This is a genomic window from Paenibacillus glycanilyticus (assembly GCF_051200795.1).
GTDB lineage: Bacteria > Bacillota > Bacilli > Paenibacillales > Paenibacillaceae > Pristimantibacillus > Pristimantibacillus glycanilyticus.
This window is the reverse complement of sequence record NZ_CP195155.1, coordinates 1,452,386-1,474,600: the sequence shown is the minus strand read 5'-3', so window position 1 is coordinate 1,474,600 and position 22,215 is coordinate 1,452,386. Positions and strand designations below refer to the sequence as shown.

Sequence of the window (22,215 nt, the reverse complement as noted above, 5' to 3'; positions counted from 1 at the left end):
TAGCTTCCTATTGTATCATATGAGCGGCCGCGGGCAATGGTTTTATATGGACGCATGCAAAATAAAAGCCGCCTCTCGGGGCGGCCTTGATTCTTTTAGAAACCTACGGACATGGCATCGGAGTTTACCCTCATAATGACCGGCTTAGGCGTCGGCTTCGCCTGACGTTCTCCTCCGCCAAGGGCATACAGGACGGCAAGCAGCGTATGGCTGCTCTTGACAACCTCGCCCGTCGCCAGATAATGCTCCAGGTCAAACGGAAGCAGCTCGATTACCGTATGCTTGTAAAGCTCCTTCTCGTTCAGCTGCAGATCGGCAAATTCACGGGATACTTCCTCCGGTCGCTCGGCAAGGCGGCGCATCCAGCCGCTCCATTCCGATTTGTCCATCGTGAATTCCCACCATGTTTTCCGCGGCTTGTAGTTATGGTTCAGGAAATAATCGTACTTCATGAGGCCAAGCACGACATCCAGATCCAGCTTAGCCGCTTCTTCGGATGCCGCACCCGCTTTGTACTCGGATAGGAATGCCCAGAGCCTTGAGAACAGATCCTCAAGCTGATGACCGATCTTCTGCCAGCCTCTTTCCTCCCAGAAGTCGCCAAAGTACTGGAAGAAATCAAACGGGGAAGGAAAGACCTCGTTGACCAGGTAACCTAATGTTCGGTCCATCCGGTGCGCGTTCCAGTACTTCTCCAGCACATCCTCAACCCGCTTGATCCGCACGATATCGGCAAACGGCATCAGCTCGTTGCCAAGCATCTCGTACGGCGCATGGTCCATGTAAATATAGCCCCACTTATCGGCGTCCCGCCGCAAGCCCGTGCCGCGCAGCATCTTCAGGAAACCAAGCTGCAGCTCCTCCGGACCCAGCTCGAACACATCGTTAAACGTTCCGCGGAACGTGTCGTAATTCTCCAGCGGCAAGCCCGCGATCAAGTCCAAATGCTGGTCGATCTTGCCGGACTCCTTCACCTTCGTAACGGTCCGCACGAGCTTCTTCCAGTTCTGGCGGCGCTGTACCGCCTCATTGGTCGGATCATTGGTCGATTGAACGCCAATCTCGAAGCGGAAAACGCCCGGCGGTGCATGCTCGGCCAAATAATCGAGCACTTCCGGCCGCATGATATCAGCGGTAATCTCGAACTGGAATACGCAGCCGCGGTGGTTCTCGATCAGGAATTTGAACATTTCGAGCGCATAGTCCCTCTTGATGTTAAAGGTGCGGTCCACGAACTTGATCAGCTTCGCGCCGGAATCGATCAAATACGTAATATCGGCCTTCGTCCGCTCCATATCGAAATACCTGACCCCAACCTCGATACTCGACAAGCAGAATTGGCAGCTGAACGGACAGCCGCGGCTTGTCTCGAAATAAACAACCCGGCTGCCCAGATGAGGAATATCCTCCTCGAAGCGGTGCGGAGACGGCAGCGTCGCCAGATCCAGCTTCGGACGGCCCGGATTGAGAAGAATCTCTACCCGGTCCTCGCGCTGCTTGCGATAAGCAATGCCGAACACCATATGGTATTTGCCCGCTCCCTCAATCTCCGTCAGCAAATGATGGAAGGTCTCTTCCCCTTCGCCAACAACGATAAAATCAACCTCCGGAATTCGCTCCATCCAATATTCCGTGTCGTAGCTCACTTCCGGTCCGCCAAGGACGATCTTGATCTCCGGCATGATTTTGCGCAGCATATTGATGACGGTAATCGTCTCTTCAATATTCCAGATGTAGCAGGAGAAGCCAACAACATCCGGTTTGCGCGAGAAAATATCCGAAACGATGTTCATCACGGGATCTTTGATCGTATATTCGGCAATTTCCATATCGAAATGCTCGCCGCTGTATGCCTTCAGGCAGCGCAGGGCAAGCGAAGTATGAATATATTTGGCATTTAGTGTTGATAACACAACTTTCATCACGGTACCTCTTTCTGCTCTCATGCAAGCTTACCCTATTGTACCGAAAACACGGCCAAAAAAGAAGAGGCCCGCCGCAGGGAGCATCCATGCTGCCCCAACGGTAAGCCTCTTTTCGTATAATGGAGAATTAGTCCTTCATGTTAATATAAAGCTGATCTTTAAACTGCATATCCAGAATCGGGAAGCGAACCTCCCATTTGTCATTGCCGAGTGCCTTCACTTCGCTTGCGTCAAAGCCGCGCGGTTCGAAGCCGAAAATACGGTCGTAATAAATCTGGAATTGAATCTTTTCGTCCGGCAGCATGCGATGAAGCTCGGTTGCTAAGTTGATAGCCCAGGTGCGAAGACCCTCTTTATTCTGCCCGCCGTAATACGTGTAAAAGACGGGATCCATATCCGTCGTAATGACAAGCCAGCCTTGGGAATCCCGCGTAACCTTCCAGTTGCTCAGCTTCGCTTCCCCTTGTTCCGTCGAGAAAACGCCGAATTGCTCTTTCAATAAAGCCGCAATCTTGTCCTCCGATTGACCAACAAGCGTGTCCGGAAGCGTTGGATCGAGGAATTTCACTTTGGCGGAAGGCACTTTCGGGAGATCCTCCATCAGCATCGCCGCATAAACCGTCGAGACCGCGAAATTCAAATCCGCTTGCGACGTGTAACCCGCGGAGGTGATGCCGATCAGCTCGCCGTATTCGTCAAACAAAGCGCCGCCGGAGCTGCCATGGTCGATTGGGGCACTCGTCTGGATGTAACGCGTGCTTCCCTCATAAATGATATTGCTGACCAGACCGTCGGAAACCGTGTTTTGAAGACCAAGCGGACTTCCGATCGCGACAACCTTATCGCCTTTTTTCACGTTCAGGCTGCTGTAGCCCACTTCGACCGGCGTCGAGCCAATCGACTGGTCAGTCTGGATAATCGCCAAATCATTGTTTTGGCTGTATGTAACAACGCCGGATACCTTGATCTGCTTATTGTTCACGGTAATAACCGTTGCCGAGGAAGCATCCTGCATCACATGGTAATTCGTCAGAACGTAACGGTCGCCAATAACAACGCCGCTGCCCAGACCCAGATTGGTCGTAATGGTTACCACGCTGTCGTCGTACATGTCGACGATCTGCTGCGGCGTATATTTCGGACGGTTTTTCAGCTCTTCCTGAAGCTGCTCGAATTCCTTTTCGTATTCGTATTCTTCTGTCGTGATTCGCACGGCCTGCTTGGCATTATCCCATTTCACCGTGCCGCCAAGCGATTCCGCTACGAAACGGGCCGGAACAAAGGTCGTATTGTTCTTGATTTCCGGTGCGGCGTCCAGCTTCACCGACTTGCCGTTAATGAGAGCTACTTTGTTGCCGATCGTAAGCGTAATGGATGTGTAATCCTTGCGGATGATAATCGTCTGCGCCTTCTCTTCCCAGGTTACGGAGGCATTCAAGGCTTTGAACAGCTCGCGCATCGGAACGAAGGTAACGCCATTTTTCGTATAGGGAGCTTTCGAGACCGAGAGCTTCTTATCGTCGACGTAAACGCTGATAGCGGAAGCTTTGGCCGTAGCGGCGAATTTAACGGGAGACGTTGCTGCTGCGGCATGCTGCGGAGCTCCGAGAGGAGAAAGCAGAAGACCTGCTGCAAGCAGCGGAGTTAACAAGGTATAGGATAATTTCTTTTTCACGATTACTTTTTCCTCCAAATTTTTACTGTATTACCAGCTAAAATGATAGATTAATCTATCGTACCACTATCTGCCTTCGTTTGTCTATGAAAATGGTTTCATAGGTTAATAATGCCAATGCTTATTATATCGGCTCAACATGAACGGAGTATGAAGGGCTCTGTGTAGAATTTGCAAAGCCGATCATGGTATAGTGATTGCAGTCAAGCTTGAGCAACTCAAGCGCAGGAGGAACTTAAAGTCATGTCAAAGAAACCCCATAGCCCCGGCCCGGCTAAAAACGCTTCATCCAAAAACGGTACGGCCGCGCCAAACAAGTCGTTCCCCGTTACCGAGGCGTCCGAGCTGCTCGCTTTTTTGCTGGCTCATCTGAACCAGGGCCGCAATTCGGTCAAATCGCTGCTGGCGCATGGTCAGGTATACGTCAATGACCGCGCCGAAACGAAATATAACTACCCGCTTCAGCCCGGGCAAACGGTTGTCATCCGCAAGGAACGGGAAAAAGAAAAGTTTCCCCTCGTCGGGCTTACGATTCTGCACGAGGACGAGCATGTCATTGTGGCCAGCAAAGAGGCCGGCCTTCTTACGATAGCTTCGGACAAAGAAACCGAGATGACCGCATACCGCCAGTTAATGGCTTATGTTCGCGATTCCGATCCGAAGAACCGGATCTTTATCGTTCACCGCCTCGACCGGGATACGTCCGGGGTGCTGATGTTCGCCAAAAGCGAAGCCGTGCAGCAAAAGCTGCAGGAAGAGTGGCAGACGATCGTGAAGGAGCGCTCTTACGTTGCGCTTGTGGAAGGCGAAGTGAAACGGCAAGAGGGCACGATCTCCTCCTGGCTGAAGGAAAGCAAAACGCTCCGAATGTATTCCAGTCCGCATCCGAACGACGGTCAACACGCGGTTACCCACTACAAGCTGCTGCAGGCGGGAAAAGCCTTTTCGCTCGTTGAGGTTCATCTGGAGACCGGCCGTAAAAATCAAATCCGCGTTCATATGCAGGATATCGGGCATCCTATCGCGGGAGATAAAAAATACGGCGCGCACACTAAGCCGATTGGCCGCCTTGGCCTTCACGCGCGGGTTCTTGCCTTCGAGCACCCGGTAACGGGGAAGCTCCTGAAGTTCGATACCGGAATACCGAAGCTGTTCTACAATCCGCTCCGGAATGCGGCAGCCCAGGCAGACAACAGAAGAAGCAAAGGATGATCATATGCTAGAGATTACAAGCTACAGCGTAGAATTTATTAAAGATCCGTTTGGCATCTTATCCGGACGCCGTTACGAGTTCCTGGTCGATATCGATCTGGATGAAGAAGACGAATTGTATTCAAGTAACGGCATCTATATCCGCGCCGTATACAGCGAAGAGGAAGGCGGCGGGCGTCTGATCAAGCATGAGCTGATCGAGCGGGTGACGGACAAGCTGCTCGACTTCGAATTGGAGGAAGACGAGGAGCAAGAGCTGCTTGCTTTCTGCAAGGAGCATTACAAGGAAGCGGATGAATAATGACGAAGAGGCTGACCGGTCGTTAGACGGGTCAGCCTCTTTTTTTCGAACCTATACCGGGATGCGGTAAGACGAATACTCCTCGATAATATGCTCGCCGTTGTTGTATACCCATTGGAAGCAGAAGCGGTTGCCTTCGTAACGGGTACGTTTCCGGATATCCGGCAAAATAACCGATTCGAAATGGTCCGTAATCGCCTGCTGCATGCCGCGCAGCCTTTCTTCGTTCGCTTGCTGCTGCGCTGCTGCCTCCTCATCCGACTGGGCCGTCTGACGGAAATACAGGATGGCTACCTCCGTGTCGCTTACATTTCCCGGAATCGGATGGCCCGAGCCGCGAAAAACTTCCTTTACCGTATCAATCCAGTTTCTATACAAATCTATCGTAATGTCATGCATCTAATCCGAATCTCCTTTCCTGATATGACGCTTGAAATTGCAAGGCTTCTTCTTTTCCCCGCTTGCTCCCGCATATACATAACAAGCAGCAATATCATCGCAGCAAAGGAATGAATGCGGTCTATGGATATGAATCGAATCCGCGCGAGGATCGAGCAAATGCGGGGTGAGCTCTTGCAGCTTCAATCGGCAGACGGGTCATGGCGTCTTTGCTTTGATTCCGGCACGATGCCGGACAGTTATTTTATCATTATTCTCCGGATGCTTGGCTACGGCCAGAATGAAGCCCTTATCCGCCAAATAGCTAGCCGGATCTTGAGCAGACAGCTTCCTAACGGCACTTGGAAAATATACCCTGATGAAGAAGACGGCAATCTGGATGCGACGGCCGAAGCTTATTTCGCGCTGCTTTACTCCGGTTTTTTGAATAGGCTGGATCCCCGCATGCAGCAGGCGAAGCAGTTTATTTTAAGCAAAGGCGGCTTGTCCAAAATCCGCTCTCTCCTGACGCAGGCCATCTTCGCCGCGGCAGGCCAGGCTTCATGGCCAAAGTCGATGCGTATTCCCCTCGAGGTCTTTTTCTCCGACAGCGGGATTGGCATCGATCTCTTTTCCTTATCCGGGCATGCCCGCGTACATATCGTGCCGATCATTATGCTGGCTAACGCCCAGTTCGTCCAGCATAGCGCTTCCATGCCCGATTTGTCCGATCTCTTCGTCGGCAGCTCCAAGCGATTCGAGAACGATTCGCCGTGGATTGCAGCCCTGGCCACCTTGGTTGGCTCCTTGTCGCTGTCGGAGCTGCTTCCCTTCGAATCGCCAACCCCGCAGGAAAAGGCGGTTCAATTTCTGTTCGACCGGCTGGAACCGGACGGTACGCTGCTCACTTATACAACGGCCACCATGTTTATGATTCTGGTGCTGCTGATGCTTGGTTATTCGTCAAGCTCACCGCTTATTCACCGCATGGTGTCCGGCATCCGTTCCGTCATGTGCGCCAACAGCCATGTGCAGATCGCGTCCTCGGAAGTATGGGATACCGCCATGCTTGTTCATGCCCTGCGCAAGGCCGGAGTAAACCCTACCTCAACCGCGCTTGAGAACGCCGGTGCATACCTCCGCCAAAGACAGCAGACCCAGCTTGGGGACTGGGCAATCCGTAATCCCGGCACGCCTGCCGGCGGCTGGGGCTTCTCCAACGTAAACACCCTTTATCCGGATGTGGACGATACCACCGCCGCCCTTCGCGCCATCGAGCCCTACAGCTCCCGTACGCCGGAGCTGCAAGCGGACTGGCAACGGGGCTTGAACTGGGTGCTCACCATGCGCAACGATAACGGCGGCTGGCCGGCGTTTGAGCGGCAGGGCTCGCGGCTGCCGATTGCTTTTTTTAATTTCGAAGGTGCCAAGGATATCGCGGTTGACCCTTCCACGGTCGACCTGACTTCGCGTACGCTGCAGTTTCTTGGGCAAGAGCTTGGCATGAACGCCGGCAACAGCTGGATTGAATCCACGCTGCGCTGGGTCCTGTCCCAGCAGGAAAGCAACGGCAGCTGGTACGGGCGCTGGGGCATCACTTATGTGCATGGTACAAGTGCCGCTATTCAAGGGCTGACGGCCGTAGGCATCGCGGAGGATCATCCGGCTATCAAGAAGGGAGTCGATTGGCTGCTTCAGGTCCAAAATGAAGACGGCGGCTGGGGCGAATCCTGTATCAGCGATAAAGTCCGGCGTTACGTTCCCTTAAACTTCAGCACGCCATCCCAGACGGCATGGGCGCTGGATGGGCTGACCGCTGCTTTGCCTAAGCCTACTCCTGCTCTGGAACGCGGCGTGGAAGCTCTCCTGCAGTCCCTTGACCGCCATGACTGGACGTATACGTATCCAACCGGCGGAGCGCTTCCCGGCAGCGTCTATGCCCATTATGCCAGCAACAACTATATTTGGCCGCTTCTTGCCCTCAGCAATATTTGGCTCAAGTACAGTTAATGTTTCTTGCATGAAGGCTCCCTTATCCGTAAGGGGGCCTTCGTCTTGCTCTTGTCTCCTACGATAACGCATGAGCATCGGCTTCCGCAACCTCCACCTTCGGAGTTTCCATGCGTTGCAATATAGGACCAAGTCAAGGTAATCTAATGGATAGTGCATCTTGCTGGAGCTGATGCTTTACATGACTAGAAGGAGGTAGCATATGCCACAGCTTTTATTTCGCGGGGTACCAGCCGATCGGCTGACGACGGTTAGCCTGGCGCTGGCCGAAGATCTGGCCTCCATTTGCGAATGCGGCACGGATAATTTCACGATGGAATGCCTTCATGCGACGGCCGTCTTCGGCGGTCTTGCGGAAGGACAATCGTATCCGTTCGTTGAGGTAGGCTGGTTCGAGCGCGGACAAGCGGTCCGCGACCGGTTCGCCCAAACCGTTACCGCTCATCTGGCCCGGATCGGCATCGCTGAAGTAGAGGTCGCTTTCCGTACGTACCGGGAAGACAGCTATTACATAAACGGCAAGCCGAGCAGCTAGGCCTTTTCAACAACAAAGGAGCCATTGGATCCATTCCGGATCCAAGGCTCCTTATTATGTTAAGACACGGCTTTATGGTCATTATCCGTTGCTTTGCTTTTGCAGGCTTTGCAGATCCCGTGAAAATCAAGGCGATGGTCCAATACCTTGAATCCGAATTCCTTCGCAATCCGATTCTCCATCGGCAGCAGCCAGTCATCCATGATCTCCTCGACCGTACCGCATTCGGTACAAATCAGGTGATGATGGTGATGCTCCTGATCGTTGCTCCGCAGATCGTAACGCGTTGCGCCGTCGCCGAAGTTTACTTTCTCGACGATGTGCAGCTCGCTCAGCAGCTCGAGGGAACGATAGACCGTTGCCAGACCGATATCCGGGTTGCTGCGCTTCAACAGCATGTAAACATCCTCCGCGCTCAAATGGTCCTTCTCGTTCTCCAGCAATACGCGAACGGTCGCTGCGCGCTGCGGTGTTAATTTGTAGCCTTTTGTTCTTAACTGACGGTTGATCGTTTCCATTTGTTCTTCGATCATGATAAAGCTCACCCGCCTTTCCTTGTGTTTCAATATCCGTTGTTGTGCTTCAAGCTTATTTAGAATGATTATAATTTAGAATAATTATAATCTTAACATAGTTATCATTATTACACAATGACATCTAAAAATTCACATTGACCATCGGTTAATCAGCTCGATATCCGCAAATTTGCCTTCCGCGAACTCCTTGTCGCCAAAAATGCCGCTGATGCGATTGAACCCGGATTTCGTCCAGAAGCGAAGTCCTGCCCAATTGCGGAGAGAGACATTAACCCTGACTTCGGAATAACCAAGCAGACCAATCTCCAGCAGAAAATGCTTCATGACTTCCTGGCCGTAGCCTTGATTCTGGAAATCACCGCTGATGCACATCATGGCCAGATACAGCGAATCCGGATGAGGGTAGCTATGATACACACTGAGGAAGCCAACGATTTCCTCCGTTGTTTTCAGCCTGATGGACTGAATCCGGAACCGCTCCTTCACGCCGCCTTCCGGCAGTATGCCTTCATGATAGGAAAGCTCGATATAATGAGGATCTTGCTCTTTCCCATCCCACAAGGCGACCGGCGCGCTTGCCGTATACAACTCCTGCACAAGACCAATTTCGGATGACTGCAAATCTTCACAACTAAAAGTCGGGGTACTCCAAGAGGAAGGGATAAGGTTCATATATGTATCACCCGTTATGTTTGTAATAATTACGCCGGTTCTACAGTTTCGACATAACTCGCCGCATTCCTTCTTTCCTCGCCCTTATTCTCCGGATACAGTCTTTACCATTCTCGTATAGCGGTGTCCGCTAATCAAAAGCTCGCCGTCTGCCCTGTAGCCCATTTTTTCATAAAGCAGCCTTGCCTGGCCATTGTATTCCTCAACGATTAACGAAACCAGAGAATAGCCTTGCTTCACAGCCTCCTGCTCGAAAGCAGCCATCAGCGCCTTGGCAATGCCTTGCTTGCGGAATGAAGAATGGACGGCAATGGAGTCCAGGTAAAACTCGCCAGGACGCGTTTCCGTCAGGATCGCGTAATCCGCGATACCGGTTACCCGCTTCACGCGCTCGATTAACGGCTGATCCAGTTGCTCCGCGCGATCCCCGGAATAGCATACCAATATACCCGCAATTACGCCGTCTCTTTTGTCTACGATCACATTCCGGTAGCTGACACGGTTCCCCTCTTCGATATAAAATTCGGCCAATATCCGCATCGCTTCCGCTTCATCCTCCACTCCCGCAAGGGAGCAGGCGATGTTGCCGATAGCTTCATGCAGCAGCGGCATTACTTGCTCCACGTCTTCCTTGCCTGCCGGTCCAATCATGATGTCTTCATTCCTCTCCAAATATTAATAATTTCGGTTTTAACGTACGAACACCCATTCTATCATGCTATAATCGACAACAGGTGATTATAGACAATGAACAATGCAACAAATTCCAACAATAAAATCTATTACAAACGCCCGTACGGCGTTGTTAATAAAAATTATACACCGGCCGCCCCTGCTTCCGCCGATACAAGCGAGCAGCTGGTCCCTCCTTCCGACAAGGATGCCTTCTATTTCCGCGCTTTGGAAAGCCAAGGGATTCGGTTGAACCAGAGGCAGATCTCTGCGGTGCGCCATATCGATGGCCCCATTCTGACACTGGCCGGCGCAGGCTCGGGCAAAACCTCCGTCCTCGTCTGCCGGACCGGATACATGCTGTCCGTCCGCGGCATCCCGCCCCAGCAGCTTCTGCTTATGACCTTCTCCAAAAAAGCAGCCGACGAAATGAAGCAACGAATCAGCCAGCTGCCGAATATCGGACAAGGAGCCACAGCCAAGATTGAAGCCCGAACCTTCCATTCGTTTTGTCTTCTTATGCTGCGCAGGCGCGGCTACAAGCAAAATATTCTGGGCGAAGCCGGACGCAAGCAGATTTACTTCAAACGGCTGCTGCGCGAACGCAATTTGCATGAGACGTACCAGCCGGAGACGCTTATAACCCTGCTGTCGTCTTATAAAATGCAGATGATTGCCGTTCCGGACCTTCCCGAGAAAACGGAAGAGGACCGGCAGCTTAAGCTTATCTTTACCAGTTATGAAGAATGGAAACGCCAATTAGACTTAATCGATTACGATGACATGCTGCTCGAAGCGTACCAGCTGCTCAAGCAGGACGAGAACCTGCTCGCCATGCTGCAGAACCGGTTCCGCTATGTCATGATCGATGAATTCCAGGACACCAATACGATTCAGTACGAGATCATCAAGCTCCTCGTTCAGCCGCACCGGAATCTGATGGTGGTGGGCGATGACGATCAGACGATCTACTCCTTTAACGGAGCGCGCAACGATTATATCCTGAACTTCGAGAAGCAGTTCCCCGGCGCCAAAAACATTATTCTCGACGTCAATTACCGCTCCGGCTCCGGCATCGTTGGCCTTGGCAACGCCGTTATCCGCCATAATAAGCAGCGGCGCAGCAAAACCTTGCTGACGGCAAAGCCCCATGGCCTTCCGCCCGTGTATGCGAGACCCGGCAACAGCGACGACGAAGCGGATCTGATCGTAAATACGCTGCTGCAGCAGAAGGAGAAAAAAGGACGCTCGTTCCGAGATTTTGCGATCCTATTCCGGACTGCCAGCAGCAGCCGGGCGATATTTGATCAACTGGTTATCCGCCAGGTCCCGTTTATCGACTACGGCAGCGGCGAATCGCTGTACGAGCAATGGGTCATTAAGCCGGTTATCGCCCATCTTCGCTTGTCCGTCGACCGCCGCAACTTTGACGCGATGGAAGCGATGCTTGCCACGATGTATGTCCGGCCGGATCAGGCGATGGCGTTTATATGGAATGAGGATAAGAAGCAGGCTAAGAAATGGCCGCTTATCCATCTAACCCGGTATCCTGAGATTAAGTCTTTCCATCAGGATAAAATAAAAGAACGGATCAAGCTGATCCGTTCCCTGGAGAAGCTGAAGCCGGAGGCGGCGATCCGCCGGCTTCGCATGGAATTCTACGATCAATTTATTGAAGCTAACAAAAGCGGACCGGCCTTAACCGAGCATAAGGATTCCCTGAAGGAAATGCTGGACGAGCTGGAGGCTTCAGCCAAACGGTTTGACGGCATAACGGCTTTCCTTGCTTTTATCGACGAGATTGCGTCGAAACATGAAGAGATGAAACGGATGAAGCTGGACAGCAGCAATGCCGACGCGGTCAATTTTATGACCATTCACAAGTCCAAGGGGCTGGAGTTTCCGGTCGTCTTTATGTGCGGCGTATCCGAAGGGATACTGCCGCATAGCTCGGCGATTACCGCGGAGAAGAACAGCGACCGAAGCGCTATTCAGGCTGGCGATAATGTCGGGGAAGCTGCGATGGAAGAGGAACGGCGGCTCGCCTATGTAGCCGTCACAAGGGCGGAAGAGGAGCTGTATATCAGCTCCCCCGCTTATTACCGCGGCAAGCCCGCGGCGGTATCGTCTTTCATTATTCATGCTTATAGTTAATGCTTCGGGGCTGCGATCTCAACCCGTAGCCGATCCCCTTCCTTCTGTACCGAAAGAGGCAACGCCGACAGCTTGACGAATACTTGGTCATTATATTGGAACAAGCGGCTTCCATGACTATAACGGGGGTCGCAAATGAGCAGGACAAGCGCCGATTCCGGGAAGGTGAACCGGTACTCCGTTTCGGACTGCTCGATATAAGGAATAAAGGCTTTTACCCGCAAATAGGATTCTCCTTGAAGCTCCAGCAGCGGATATTCGGTCTCATTAAAGGGATGAATCGACAAGGTCGTTGAGGTCACTTTGACCGGCGGGGTTCGTCTAAGTATTTTATGAATCTGCTCATTTTTGAGCGGCAGACCTAAGGCCAGATGGTACATTCCTTGCTGCAGCCGGACGAGCTCGGCTAGCGAGACAAGCACAAAACCGGCAGCGGCGAACATCCCGCCCTCTCCGATTTGTCCCGAAAAGGAAATCAGAAGACCGAATAATATAGCCGCATATCCCAAAATACGCTGCGCGATAAACATTCCATTCCTCCATCTTGTGATCATAAAAAAACGGGACCTGTCAGTAATGCTGCCAGGTCCCGTTTTCTCATAATGTCTATTATTCTGCCGGAGCTACAAACGTACGCTGCGCGAATTCCGCGTCCAGCATGTAGAATGCGTTGCTGTCCTTATCAATGCGCTTCAGCTTCTGGATAATGTTATCGAACAATGCTTCTTCTTCAACCTGCTCATCGATGAACCATTTCAGGAAGTACATCGTTGCGTGCTCGCGGTCATTAAGCGCAAGATCCGCCAGGTTGTAGAAGCGCTTCGTATTTTGCTGCTCATGCGCGTAGCCATGCTGGAAGGCGTCAAGCATGGACTCGTATTCGTTCTTAGGCTCGCCAAGCGCGGAAAGCGTAGCGCGGCGTCCGCGGTCATTCAGGAATTTGTATATTTTCATACCATGGAAACGCTCTTCCTCAGCTTGGATAATGAAGAAGTTCGCGAATCCATCGAGACTTTCGCCGGAGCAATAGGCTGCCATTGCAAGATACACATGCGCCGAATAAAATTCAAAATTCATCTGCTCATTGAGCGCTTCCGCTAATTTATCATTCATCGCTTATGCACCTCTTTTTCGTGTTTGGTTTTATTCTAACATAAACGGAAAGGACGGCAAAAGCCGTCCCATGCAAAATTATCCAAAATATTTGGTTACCCGATCAATTTCTTCAATTCCTTATACAACTGGTCCGGGCTCGAAGCGCAGATGCTTCTGGATTTAATCATCGCAAAGCTCTCGCGTTTGCACGTTCTGCAGTTGCCAAGACAGTCCTTCTTCTTCATCTTTATGTCCGGATACTTGTTCTTCATCGCCTTGTAAACAGGCTTGGTTCCGTTCTTTAAATTCCGGGTGCAATATTTGATCTTCTTCATGCCGGCTCACCTCGCTGCGCAACGGTGTAATACTTTCCTCTATGAATGATAATAATTATCATTCCCGTTGTCAATAGCGAATTCGGCGGACTTATTTACTGTTCAAAATTTCGATCCCTTTGTGAAGCTGCGTATCCTCTTCCTTCAGCTTGTCGCTTAATAACTCGAGTATCCGGTAACCCGTCATGTCGTTAAACGTGCCGGTTGCCCCCAGCTTATTATCCTTCTGGAAGCGGCTTAACGCATCAGCGGTCTGCTCGTTAAACAAGCCGATATCTCCAACCGGCGTGTATCCAAGCTCCTGCAGCATCAGCTGGAGCGTCTTGACGTTGTCCCCGAAGCTTCCGGTCTTAAGCTCCGTTCCGAACGGAAGCTGGCTGAGGCTTGCGAAGGCCGGCAGAGCTACCGTTACATCCGGTGTTACGCCCTGCTTATGGATCCAGGTGCCTCCCGGCGTTTTCCATTGGGCTTCCGTCAGGCTAAGCACCGATTTGTCCTTGAACTGCTGGAAGGTCTGCACGATGCCTTTGCCGAAGGTTTTCTCCCCAACCACCGTTGCGCCAGCGGATTCCTTGAGCGCAGCCGTAAGCACCTCGCTGGCGCTTGCGGATTGACCGTTCACCAGGACAACGATCGGAATCGTCCATGGCTTCTCCTGCTTCGAGCGGTAAGTAACCGTATTCGTGTGATTTTTGTAGACAACCTCCAGAATGACTTTATCCTTAGGCACTAGCATATTCGCAATCTGGATCGTGGATTGCAGCAGGCCGCCGGGATTGGAACGAAGATCAAGCAGCAGCTTCTTCATCCCTTCTTTTTGGAGTTTCCCGATTTCGGTCTTGAACTCGTCATCCGTCTTCTCCCCGAACTTCGTGATCGTTACGTGCCCGATGCCGCCGCTGAGCATTTCCGACGTTACCGTATGTACCGCAATCGCTTCCCTAGTCAGCTCCACCTCGATCGGCTTCGCAACGTCTCCCCGTTGAAGGGACAGCTTCACCTTCGTACCGGCATCTCCTCGCAGAACGGTAATGACATCATCGTACTCTTTGCCTTTAATCGTGGTCCCGTTCACGCCAACGATCTCATCCCCCGCGTGAACGCCTCCGCGCTCTGCCGGCGCTCCTTCCGTCACGCTGGCCACGATAAACTTGCCGTCCGCTTCCTGAAGGGTAATGCCCACTCCGGAGAATTCTCCTTCGTAGCCTTGCGTATAAGCGCTGCCCTGCTCCTTGACCAAATATCTGGAGTAAGGATCGCCCAGCGAAGCAAGCATGCCTTGGGAGGCGCCGTTAATGAGATCCTCCGACTTCGCGCCGTTTAAGTATTTATCCATAATGGTGTTGTAGGACACCGTAAAATTACGGAACGCAGGCTCCTTCAGCATGGGATACCTCACTTCCATCCAGAGCCAGCCAAGAATAAATCCGATAATCGTAAATAGTAATGCGCCAATAACCGCAAACGTTATAATCCGCTGCTTCGCTGCCTCATTCGAGATTTCTTTCACTATGGGTCACTCCTGACTATGACTGATGTTCTGTATTCTAATGTAGCTTATTTGGGGTACGCTGAGCAAATGGGCGGGGTAATCCGTTGGGGTATAGGGTTGAAGCCGGCTAGGTTTTTCGCTACAATCAACCTAGCTTTTGTTGGACGAATAGAGACAGGAGAGAGAGACATGTACAAATTAATTGCAATCGATGTCGATGATACGCTTCTTAATGACGAGTTAATCGTGACCGAAGGCACGAAAAAGGCGATGGAGGAAGCCATTGCGTTAGGCGTAACCGTTACCCTGGCCACGGGACGGATGTATGCTTCGGCCAAAAAAATCGCGGATCAGATCCAGCTGAACGTTCCGATTATTACTTATCAGGGCTCGCTTGTGAAGACGCTCCTGGATGGGGAAGTGCTCTACGAGCGCTGCGTGCCGCAGGATGCGGCGAAGGAGCTGTACGCGATCACCGAGCAGCGAGGCCTCCATTTGCAGCTTTATGCGGACGATATTTTATACGTGAAGGAAGCCAACGAGAAAGCGGTCAACTATTCCACGCTGACGAATATCCCGTATGTCGTAGCCGAGGATTTCGAAGCTTTGCTCGACAAGCCTAACAATAAAATGCTTATCATCGATGATCCGGCCTATCTGGATCAGCTCGCCGAAGAGTTAAAGCCTATTATTGGCGACCGGGTCCATATTACGAAATCCAAGCCTCATTACCTCGAGTTTATGCACAAGGAAGGCACAAAAGGCCATGCGCTGCGATTTATGGCCGAGCATTTAGGCTGCGGGGTCGAGCAGACCATCGCGATTGGCGATGCGTGGAATGACCACGAAATGATTGAAGCAGCCGGTCTTGGCGTGGCAATGGGCAACGCCACCCCTAAGCTGAAGGAAATCGCGGATTATATTACGCTGACGAATAACGAAGAAGGCGTTCGTCATGTCATTGAGAAATTCGTCCTGCAGCCAGCCGCCGAATAAAACAAAAAAACTCCACGGGGAAGCGGCGCTTCCACCATGGAGTTTTTTGTTGCGTTTTAAATTCCCGCAAGCACCTGATACCAGATGCCTTTTTTCGAATAGAGATTCTGACGGACTTCCTTCCAGCCGCCCAGATAGGAAATATCGAACAGCCCTTCCGGTACGACATACTTATCCTTAGACTCTTCGGCTACCTTATCGTCGACCGAACGGAAGCCGTATTTGACGAACGTACGCTGCGCTTCCTCGCTTTGCAAATACGAGATAAACGCTTCGGCCACTTTGCGCGAACCGTGTTTATCGACGTTTTTATCCACGACGGCAGCCGGGTTCTCGATCAGGATCGTGTTCTTCGGAACAACGATGTCATACTTAACGCCATTCATTATGCGGCCAAGCAGTTCATTCTCGTAAGTAACGATAACGTCGCCAACGCCGTATTCGAAAGCCGCCATGGAAGCGCGCCCGCTCTTATCGAGAGACTCCACGTTCTTATGAATCGACTCCAAATATTTCTTGGCAAAAGCCGGATCCTTTGTCCCCGTCTCTTCCTCCGACTTCTTGAGCCCTGCTCCGTAGATCGCGTTGATATCCCATTGCGCGCCGCCGGATGTCTTTGGATTCGGATAGAGAACCTTTACGCCTTTGCGGGTGAGATCATCCCAGTCCTTAATGCCTTTGGGGTTGCCTTCTCTGGTCCCGAGGACAACAATCGATTTCGTAATCAAGCCTTTATTCGGCTGAGACTTCCAATCATGCGTAATGAAACCTGCGTTCGAGATTTTATCTAGATCGCCTTCCATCGCCAGAATCGCGACATCCGCCTCGAAGCCTCCGGCTATGGCGCGTGCCTGCGTTCCCGAAGCTTCATACGATTCCTGGAATACAACCTTCTGACCTGTCTGCTCTTTCCAATAGGCTTGGAATTGCGGCAAAATCTCGCTGAACGCATCCTTCACTACGGAGTAGGCACCGATGACAAGCGTTACATCACCGTCTTGTGCGGTAGACTCGGCGGGCTGCTTCGTCTCCTCCTTGCCGCAGCCTGCTGTTATAATCAGCAGTACGGCCAGGAGCAGTACGGCAATCCGCCGGCTTGCTCTTCGATTTATATTCATGTTCGTATACAACTCTTTCTACTAAGATGAGTACTTAGATATGAATCGGCATGGGGTCAACCTTCAGGCTGTTTTCCATAATCCAGCTGTCGTTATCGTTGAAGAGATACGCGCGATGGACAAGCACGCTAACCTGCTCGCCAGGCTGCAGCACTTCCTTCTCCAGCGAACGGTACGTAATAAGCTTTACGTTGTCCACGAGCAGCTCGACCATCCACTCGCTGCCGCGGAAATGCAGGGCTTTCACCGTTGCGTTTACGGACGCGGACTGCAGGCGAATCTCGCCCGGCTTGCCAATCTCGATATATTCGGGACGGATGAGAGCTTTTGTTCCCGGGAAGGACAATGCGGCGTCAAAGCCTTTTAGTACTTTAACGTCCTCCACGATCGTCGATTCGCCAATAAAGCTTGCGACAAACGGCGTTTGCGGATTTTTGTAAATTTCCCAAGGCGTGCCCTTCTGCTCCAGCTTGCCTTTGCCGATGATCATGATCTCGTCCGCTACTTCAATCGCTTCGTCCTGGTCATGGGTGACGAAGATGGAAGTGATGCCTACGCGCTCGATCATTTCTTTCAGCCAAGTCCGCAGCTCGGTACGAATCTTGGCGTCAATAGCGGCAAACGGCTCGTCAAGCAGCAGCAGCTGCGGCTCCGGAGCAAGCGCGCGGGCGAAAGCGACGCGCTGGCGTTGTCCGCCGGACAGCTGATGCACGTAACGGTGCTCGAAGCCCTTGAGACCCGTCAGCTCAACCAGCGTAGATACGCGCTCGCGGATTTGCTCTTTGGACTGCTTTTTTACCTTCAGCCCAAAAGCAATGTTGTCATATACGGTCATATGCTTGAACAATGCATAGTTCTGGAATACGAAGCCGATTCCGCGCTCCTGCGGGGGCAGATCGTTAACCCGCTTGCCATGGAACAGAATATCCCCGGAAGTAGGCGTCTCGAGGCCGGCCAGCATACGAAGAATCGACGTTTTGCCGCCGCCGCTTGGACCAAGAAGCCCGATCAGATGACCTTTTTCAATCTCGAAGCTGACGTCCTGCACGGCGTGGAAATCGCCAAAGCTCTTGCTCAAGTTACGAACTTCAATATGCATGGCTTAATGCACTTCCTTTCGTTTTTTCGCCCATTCCATTAATAGGAGAAGGCCTACGGAGAATACGGCAAGCACAAGGGCTACGCCGTTTGCTTCTACAACGTTAAAATTCTCGACATCCTGATACACGAGCGTGGTAGCCGTCTGCGTCTTGTTCATAATATTGCCCGATACGACAAGCACCGCTCCAAACTCGCCTAGCGTTCTTGCCACCGTCAGTACAACGCCGTAAATAACGCCCCAGCGGATAGACGGCCAAGTCACCTTCCAGAATGTATACCACGAGTACGCGCCTAGAGTAGAGGCCGCTTCCTCCTGCTGGGCGCCAATCTCCTGAAGCACCGGCAGCACCTCGCGCACCATCAGCGGGAACGTCACGAACAGGGAAGCAAGAATCATCCCCGGCAGGGCGTAAACGACTTTAAAGCCTGTATCCTCGAAAAATGAACCGATTACGGTATTAGGACCTAATAAAAGAACAATCATCAAACCGCCGATAACCGGCGATACGGCAAACGGCAAATCCACGATGCTGTTGAGCAGCCGCTTCATGCGGGGTCCGATCCAATGGGCGCGAACCAGATAAAGCGCCAGCATAACGCCAAACACGGTGTTAATAGCCGTTACAACGACTACGATAATGGCCGTCATCTGCAAGGCATGAAGCGATTGCTTGCGGGTTAACCCTTCAACAAAACCGCTCCAGCCGTCCGCCCACGAGCCCGTGAAGATCTCGATAAGCGGAATAATCAGCAATAAGGTAAAAACGATATAAGTAAGACCAATCCACGTTCGTCTAATTGTCATTTCCCCGGCCTCCTCGATTGAATCAGGTTGACCGTCCATAAAATGATAAACGAAAGCGTCAGCAGCAATACCGAAACCGCTGCAGCCCCTTGCGGATTGTCACTCTCAATTTCTCCAAAAATATAAACGGCGGCAATCAGCGTCTTGCCCGGGATATTGCCCGCTACCAGTACAACGGCCCCGAACTCCGCTAGTGCTCTTGAGAAAGCCAGCATCGCACCGCTGATTGCTCCCGGTAGCATTGAAGGATAGATGACGCTAAAAAAGGTACGGAATTTGCTTGCGCCCATCGTATAGGCAGCTTCTTCTTCCGATTTGTCGATCTCCTCGAGCAGCGGTTGAACCGCCCGGATCACAAACGGAAAAGTTACAAAGACCATGGCGATCACAATCGCCGGCTGATGGAATACAATCGTAAAGCCCATCTTCGAAGCCAGCTCGCCAACAAAGCTCCCTGGGCCAAGCAAAAGCAAAATCATAAGCCCGGTTACGGCTGTCGGAAGAGCAAACGGCAGGTCAACCAAGCTGTTCAAAATCCTTCTTCCCGGAAAACGGTAACGGATTAGTACCCATCCGATCATCGAACCCAGCAGCACGTTAATGACGGTTGCGATAAGCGCCAGCTTAATGGTCAGCAGCACGGCCTTCCATGCCAGGGGATCCGATATACTCTCCCAGAAGGGAACAAAACCTCTGGATACCGACTGCGTATAAATTCCGATAATGGGAAGTACAATTAATACAATAAAGTAGAGCATAATCGCGCTCCGAAATCCGAAGCTCCACCACTTGCTGCGAAACATGACATTCATGCTGCTTATGACCTCCAAACCACCGGTTCGAACCGTAGGTGTTTGCTAAACCTTAATCAATAGTAAATACACAATTCCTATTAGATCACTTGGTATTCTAAATTTAGCAGAGAACAACTGGTCTAGTCAATCCCATATTTACATTTTATGCGTAATTGGACTGTCCATTTTTGCTGTAATAACATTCCTTAGAAAATAGCAAAAAGCCGCCTGCTGTCTTTTAGCCAAGACAACGGGCGGCTTTTCTTATTCGCCTTCGATATAATAAAGCTCTTCGCCTTCCGTAATGACGGCTTGTCCTTGCGTCAAATCGGTTATCCACGCCACAAAAGCGTCGGCCTCCGATACGACGGGAAGGCATTTCACCGTAACGCGATCCGTAAATTCAGTGCCGCCAAGACGAGTGCCCCGGCCGAGGAGCTCATTCTCCACTTTGCCGTACCACGTATAGTCCACGTCAACAAAAACTTCCCGGTGCAGCACCTTCACGATTTCGCCGGCTGCTTCGATGCCCGCTACCGCGCCGTCCGTATAAGCACGGACCAGACCGCCGGCACCAAGCATAATCCCGCCGAAATAACGGGTAACCACGACCGCAACGTTTTTTAAGCCCTTATGCTTGATGACCTCAAGGATTGGCTTGCCGGCCGTCCCGCTAGGTTCACCGTCATCGGAGGCTTTCTGATGCTGATCGCGTTCCCCGACTACATAAGCCGAGCAGTTATGGGTGGCAGCCCGATGAAGCCGTTTGATCTCATCGATGAACGAAACGGCTTCCTCTTCCGTCTCCACCGGCTTTGCGTAGCCGATAAAACGGGACTTCTTGATAACGACCTCTTCGCTGCCCGGACCTCTAACCGTAGAATAACGCTCCAGCATTACAGACGAGCTTCGAGCTCAGCCTTTTCTTTCTCGTAGCCTGGTTTGCCAAGCAGCGCGAACATATTGCGTTTGTACGCCTCTACGCCCGGTTGGTCGAACGGATTCACGCCCGACAGGTAGCCGCTGATGCCGCAGGCTTTCTCGAAGAAGTAAACCATGTAACCAAACGTATAAGGCGTCATGTCGGCGATGTTCACGATAAAGTTAGGTACTTGTCCGTCCGTATGGGCCAGAAGCGTACCTTGGAATGCTTTTTTGTTAACGAAGTCCATCGTTTTGCCTGTCAGGAAATTCAATCCGTCGAGGTCAGCAGGATCGTTGCCAATGGTGATGTGCTCGGCTACTTCGTTTACTTGGATAACCGTTTCGAAGATGTTGCGGTTGCCCTCTTGGATGAATTGGCCCATCGAGTGCAGGTCTGTCGAAAAATCGACGGACGCCGGATAGATGCCTTTGTAATCTTTACCTTCGCTTTCGCCGAAGAGCTGCTTCCACCACTCGGATACAAAGTGCAGGTTCGGCTCGTAGTTCACGAGGATTTCCGTTACTTTGCCTTTGCGGTAGAGCGCGTTGCGCGCCGCAGCGTATTGATATGCCTCGTTCTCCGCTAGGTTCGGGTTGCTGTATTCCTTCGATGCGTCTGCCGCGCCTTGCATCATAGCGTCGATGTCGACACCTGCAACGGCGATTGGCAGAAGGCCTACAGCTGTCAGGACGGAATAACGGCCGCCGACATCGTCAGGGATAACAAACGACTCGTAGCCTTCTTCGCTCGCCAGCTTCTTCAGGGCGCCTTTTGCCTGATCCGTTGTTGCGTAGATACGCTTGCGTGCTGCTTCCTTGCCGTATTTGCTCTCGAGAGCTTCGCGGAAGATACGGAAAGCAATAGCCGGCTCGGTAGTTGTGCCGGATTTGGAGATCACGTTGATCGACCAGTCGCGGCCATCCAGCAATTGAAGCAGATGCGTCACGTAAGTCGAGCTGATGTTGTTGCCCGCGAACAGAACTTGCGGAGTTTTGCGCTGTTCTTTTGTTTGCAGGTTGTAGAAGGAGTTCGAGAGCATCTCGATTGCCGCGCGCGCGCCAAGGTAAGAACCGCCGATGCCGATAACAACCAGCACTTCGGAATCGGATTTGATTTTCTCCGCGGATTGCTTGATGCGGGCGAATTCTTCTTTGTCATAATTGTTAGGCAGGTCAATCCAACCGAGGTAGTCGGAGCCTGCGCCAGTACCATTATGTAATTGTTCGTGGGCGATACGAACTTGTTCCGACAAATTGTCGATTTCATGTTGTCCAATAAAGCCAAGGGCTTTAGTGTAATCGAATTTTACCGTTTTACTCATGAAAGAAAGGCCTCCCTGATACTGTTTTTCAATTACCTGTCTTACTTAGCCTTTAGAATATCGGATTTAGATTTGAAAAACAAGCAACAAACCATGAAAAAGGTATGAAGATTATCTATAATGATTAGTAAAAGCTTTTATGGCTTGATGCATTATGGAGCTA

General features: G+C 51.6%; 22 protein-coding genes. 6 read left to right on the top strand and 16 right to left on the bottom strand.

What is annotated here, in order from left to right:
- Window positions 1-95: 95 nt before the first annotated feature.
- Window positions 96-1,922 carry a B12-binding domain-containing radical SAM protein gene (locus tag ACR9FF_RS06725; protein WP_435169866.1) on the bottom strand — a complete coding sequence of 609 codons (1,827 nt, stop codon included), beginning with the start codon at window positions 1,920-1,922 and terminating at the stop codon, window positions 96-98.
- Between the two features lie 130 nt (window positions 1,923-2,052).
- Window positions 2,053-3,600: a stalk domain-containing protein gene (locus ACR9FF_RS06720; protein ID WP_164775343.1), complete on the bottom strand. Its 1,548-nt coding sequence runs from the start codon at window positions 3,598-3,600 to the stop codon at window positions 2,053-2,055.
- A gap of 243 nt (window positions 3,601-3,843) precedes the next feature.
- Here ACR9FF_RS06720 and ACR9FF_RS06715 point away from each other — a divergent pair, with 243 nt between their 5' ends.
- The gene (locus ACR9FF_RS06715; RefSeq protein ID WP_435169863.1) at window positions 3,844-4,812 is read left to right on the top strand and encodes an RluA family pseudouridine synthase; all 969 of its coding nucleotides are present in this window, start codon (window positions 3,844-3,846) and stop codon (window positions 4,810-4,812) included.
- A 4-nt stretch (window positions 4,813-4,816) separates the two neighbouring features.
- Window positions 4,817-5,113: a DUF6509 family protein gene (locus ACR9FF_RS06710; RefSeq protein WP_127490842.1), complete on the top strand. Its 297-nt coding sequence runs from the start codon at window positions 4,817-4,819 to the stop codon at window positions 5,111-5,113.
- 51 nt (window positions 5,114-5,164) lie between these two features.
- On the opposite strand, the gene ACR9FF_RS06705 is transcribed toward ACR9FF_RS06710, so the two are convergent.
- Entirely contained in the window at window positions 5,165-5,512 is a 348-nt protein-coding gene (locus tag ACR9FF_RS06705) for a hypothetical protein (protein ID WP_127490843.1), read from the bottom strand.
- A 123-nt stretch (window positions 5,513-5,635) separates the two neighbouring features.
- Here ACR9FF_RS06705 and ACR9FF_RS06700 point away from each other — a divergent pair, with 123 nt between their 5' ends.
- Both ACR9FF_RS06700 and ACR9FF_RS06695 read left to right on the top strand, forming a co-directional pair.
- Window positions 5,636-7,501 (top strand): squalene cyclase, encoded by a 1,866-nt coding sequence (locus ACR9FF_RS06700; RefSeq protein ID WP_435169861.1) that lies wholly within the window; start codon window positions 5,636-5,638, stop codon window positions 7,499-7,501.
- A gap of 202 nt (window positions 7,502-7,703) precedes the next feature.
- Window positions 7,704-8,036 carry a DUF1904 family protein gene (locus ACR9FF_RS06695; RefSeq protein ID WP_435169859.1) on the top strand — a complete coding sequence of 111 codons (333 nt, stop codon included), beginning with the start codon at window positions 7,704-7,706 and terminating at the stop codon, window positions 8,034-8,036.
- Between the two features lie 59 nt (window positions 8,037-8,095).
- Here ACR9FF_RS06695 and ACR9FF_RS06690 read toward each other — a convergent pair whose 3' ends face one another.
- The 3 genes from ACR9FF_RS06690 to ACR9FF_RS06680 all read right to left on the bottom strand — a co-directional run bounded on the left by ACR9FF_RS06690 (window position 8,096) and on the right by ACR9FF_RS06680 (window position 9,895).
- Window positions 8,096-8,566, bottom strand: a complete 471-nt coding sequence (locus ACR9FF_RS06690; protein ID WP_041614036.1) for a Fur family transcriptional regulator — start codon at window positions 8,564-8,566, stop codon at window positions 8,096-8,098.
- 135 nt (window positions 8,567-8,701) lie between these two features.
- Window positions 8,702-9,193: a GNAT family N-acetyltransferase gene (locus ACR9FF_RS06685; RefSeq protein WP_435169857.1), complete on the bottom strand. Its 492-nt coding sequence runs from the start codon at window positions 9,191-9,193 to the stop codon at window positions 8,702-8,704.
- Between the two features lie 135 nt (window positions 9,194-9,328).
- Window positions 9,329-9,895 carry a GNAT family N-acetyltransferase gene (locus ACR9FF_RS06680; RefSeq protein ID WP_127490845.1) on the bottom strand — a complete coding sequence of 189 codons (567 nt, stop codon included), beginning with the start codon at window positions 9,893-9,895 and terminating at the stop codon, window positions 9,329-9,331.
- Between the two features lie 96 nt (window positions 9,896-9,991).
- Here ACR9FF_RS06680 and ACR9FF_RS06675 point away from each other — a divergent pair, with 96 nt between their 5' ends.
- Complete coding sequence (locus tag ACR9FF_RS06675; RefSeq protein WP_435169855.1) at window positions 9,992-12,070, top strand: ATP-dependent helicase; 2,079 nt, start codon at window positions 9,992-9,994, stop codon at window positions 12,068-12,070.
- On the opposite strand, the gene ACR9FF_RS06670 is transcribed toward ACR9FF_RS06675, so the two are convergent.
- The 4 genes from ACR9FF_RS06670 to ACR9FF_RS06655 form a co-directional block, all read right to left on the bottom strand.
- Window positions 12,067-12,600: a hypothetical protein gene (locus tag ACR9FF_RS06670; RefSeq protein WP_127490847.1), complete on the bottom strand. Its 534-nt coding sequence runs from the start codon at window positions 12,598-12,600 to the stop codon at window positions 12,067-12,069. The two genes, ACR9FF_RS06675 and ACR9FF_RS06670, sit on opposite strands and share 4 nt — an antisense overlap.
- A 79-nt stretch (window positions 12,601-12,679) precedes the next feature.
- Window positions 12,680-13,183 (bottom strand): ferritin, encoded by a 504-nt coding sequence (locus ACR9FF_RS06665; protein ID WP_127490848.1) that lies wholly within the window; start codon window positions 13,181-13,183, stop codon window positions 12,680-12,682.
- A 95-nt stretch (window positions 13,184-13,278) separates the two neighbouring features.
- On the bottom strand, window positions 13,279-13,500 hold the full coding sequence (locus ACR9FF_RS06660; RefSeq protein ID WP_015842888.1) for a DUF1450 domain-containing protein: 222 nt from the start codon (window positions 13,498-13,500) through the stop codon (window positions 13,279-13,281).
- 91 nt (window positions 13,501-13,591) lie between these two features.
- Window positions 13,592-15,010 carry a S41 family peptidase gene (locus ACR9FF_RS06655; RefSeq protein WP_435169851.1) on the bottom strand — a complete coding sequence of 473 codons (1,419 nt, stop codon included), beginning with the start codon at window positions 15,008-15,010 and terminating at the stop codon, window positions 13,592-13,594.
- Window positions 15,011-15,181: 171 nt separating this feature from the next.
- Between ACR9FF_RS06655 and ACR9FF_RS06650 the strand changes: the two genes are divergently transcribed.
- A complete protein-coding gene (locus tag ACR9FF_RS06650; protein ID WP_201006295.1) occupies window positions 15,182-15,988 on the top strand; it encodes a Cof-type HAD-IIB family hydrolase in 807 nt (268 codons plus the stop codon).
- A 56-nt stretch (window positions 15,989-16,044) separates the two neighbouring features.
- On the opposite strand, the gene ACR9FF_RS06645 is transcribed toward ACR9FF_RS06650, so the two are convergent.
- The 6 genes from ACR9FF_RS06645 to ACR9FF_RS06620 form a co-directional block, all read right to left on the bottom strand.
- Entirely contained in the window at window positions 16,045-17,106 is a 1,062-nt protein-coding gene (locus tag ACR9FF_RS06645) for a sulfate ABC transporter substrate-binding protein (protein ID WP_435169848.1), read from the bottom strand.
- Between the two features lie 34 nt (window positions 17,107-17,140).
- Window positions 17,141-18,205 (bottom strand): sulfate/molybdate ABC transporter ATP-binding protein, encoded by a 1,065-nt coding sequence (locus tag ACR9FF_RS06640; protein ID WP_127490852.1) that lies wholly within the window; start codon window positions 18,203-18,205, stop codon window positions 17,141-17,143.
- 3 nt (window positions 18,206-18,208) lie between these two features.
- Entirely contained in the window at window positions 18,209-19,006 is a 798-nt protein-coding gene (locus tag ACR9FF_RS06635; protein WP_127491085.1) for a sulfate ABC transporter permease subunit, read from the bottom strand.
- A gap of 2 nt (window positions 19,007-19,008) precedes the next feature.
- Window positions 19,009-19,824, bottom strand: a complete 816-nt coding sequence (cysT, locus tag ACR9FF_RS06630) for a sulfate ABC transporter permease subunit CysT (RefSeq protein ID WP_435169845.1) — start codon at window positions 19,822-19,824, stop codon at window positions 19,009-19,011.
- Between the two features lie 246 nt (window positions 19,825-20,070).
- Entirely contained in the window at window positions 20,071-20,703 is a 633-nt protein-coding gene (locus tag ACR9FF_RS06625) for a YigZ family protein (protein ID WP_435169843.1), read from the bottom strand.
- Window positions 20,703-22,052, bottom strand: a complete 1,350-nt coding sequence (locus ACR9FF_RS06620; RefSeq protein ID WP_127490854.1) for a glucose-6-phosphate isomerase — start codon at window positions 22,050-22,052, stop codon at window positions 20,703-20,705. The genes ACR9FF_RS06625 and ACR9FF_RS06620 overlap by 1 nt, the downstream gene beginning before the upstream one ends.
- Between the last annotated feature and the right edge of the window lie 163 nt (window positions 22,053-22,215).

What these genes read in the sequence shown, in the direction of transcription:
- ACR9FF_RS06725 (WP_435169866.1), bottom strand. Translation starts at nt 1,922, where the DNA reads ATGAAAGTTGTGTTATCAACACTAAATGCCAAATATATTCATACTTCG.
- ACR9FF_RS06665 (WP_127490848.1), bottom strand. Translation starts at nt 13,183, where the DNA reads ATGAATGATAAATTAGCGGAAGCGCTCAATGAGCAGATGAATTTTGAA.
- ACR9FF_RS06660 (WP_015842888.1), bottom strand. Translation starts at nt 13,500, where the DNA reads ATGAAGAAGATCAAATATTGCACCCGGAATTTAAAGAACGGAACCAAG.
- ACR9FF_RS06670 (WP_127490847.1), bottom strand. Translation starts at nt 12,600, where the DNA reads ATGTTTATCGCGCAGCGTATTTTGGGATATGCGGCTATATTATTCGGT.
- ACR9FF_RS06700 (WP_435169861.1), top strand. Translation starts at nt 5,636, where the DNA reads ATGGATATGAATCGAATCCGCGCGAGGATCGAGCAAATGCGGGGTGAG.
- ACR9FF_RS06620 (WP_127490854.1), bottom strand. Translation starts at nt 22,052, where the DNA reads ATGAGTAAAACGGTAAAATTCGATTACACTAAAGCCCTTGGCTTTATT.
- ACR9FF_RS06680 (WP_127490845.1), bottom strand. Translation starts at nt 9,895, where the DNA reads ATGATTGGACCGGCAGGCAAGGAAGACGTGGAGCAAGTAATGCCGCTG.
- ACR9FF_RS06645 (WP_435169848.1), bottom strand. Translation starts at nt 17,106, where the DNA reads ATGAATATAAATCGAAGAGCAAGCCGGCGGATTGCCGTACTGCTCCTG.
- ACR9FF_RS06715 (WP_435169863.1), top strand. Translation starts at nt 3,844, where the DNA reads ATGTCAAAGAAACCCCATAGCCCCGGCCCGGCTAAAAACGCTTCATCC.
- ACR9FF_RS06640 (WP_127490852.1), bottom strand. Translation starts at nt 18,205, where the DNA reads ATGCATATTGAAGTTCGTAACTTGAGCAAGAGCTTTGGCGATTTCCAC.
- ACR9FF_RS06710 (WP_127490842.1), top strand. Translation starts at nt 4,817, where the DNA reads ATGCTAGAGATTACAAGCTACAGCGTAGAATTTATTAAAGATCCGTTT.
- ACR9FF_RS06695 (WP_435169859.1), top strand. Translation starts at nt 7,704, where the DNA reads ATGCCACAGCTTTTATTTCGCGGGGTACCAGCCGATCGGCTGACGACG.
- ACR9FF_RS06675 (WP_435169855.1), top strand. Translation starts at nt 9,992, where the DNA reads ATGAACAATGCAACAAATTCCAACAATAAAATCTATTACAAACGCCCG.
- ACR9FF_RS06625 (WP_435169843.1), bottom strand. Translation starts at nt 20,703, where the DNA reads ATGCTGGAGCGTTATTCTACGGTTAGAGGTCCGGGCAGCGAAGAGGTC.
- ACR9FF_RS06650 (WP_201006295.1), top strand. Translation starts at nt 15,182, where the DNA reads ATGTACAAATTAATTGCAATCGATGTCGATGATACGCTTCTTAATGAC.
- ACR9FF_RS06705 (WP_127490843.1), bottom strand. Translation starts at nt 5,512, where the DNA reads ATGCATGACATTACGATAGATTTGTATAGAAACTGGATTGATACGGTA.
- cysT (WP_435169845.1), bottom strand. Translation starts at nt 19,824, where the DNA reads ATGAATGTCATGTTTCGCAGCAAGTGGTGGAGCTTCGGATTTCGGAGC.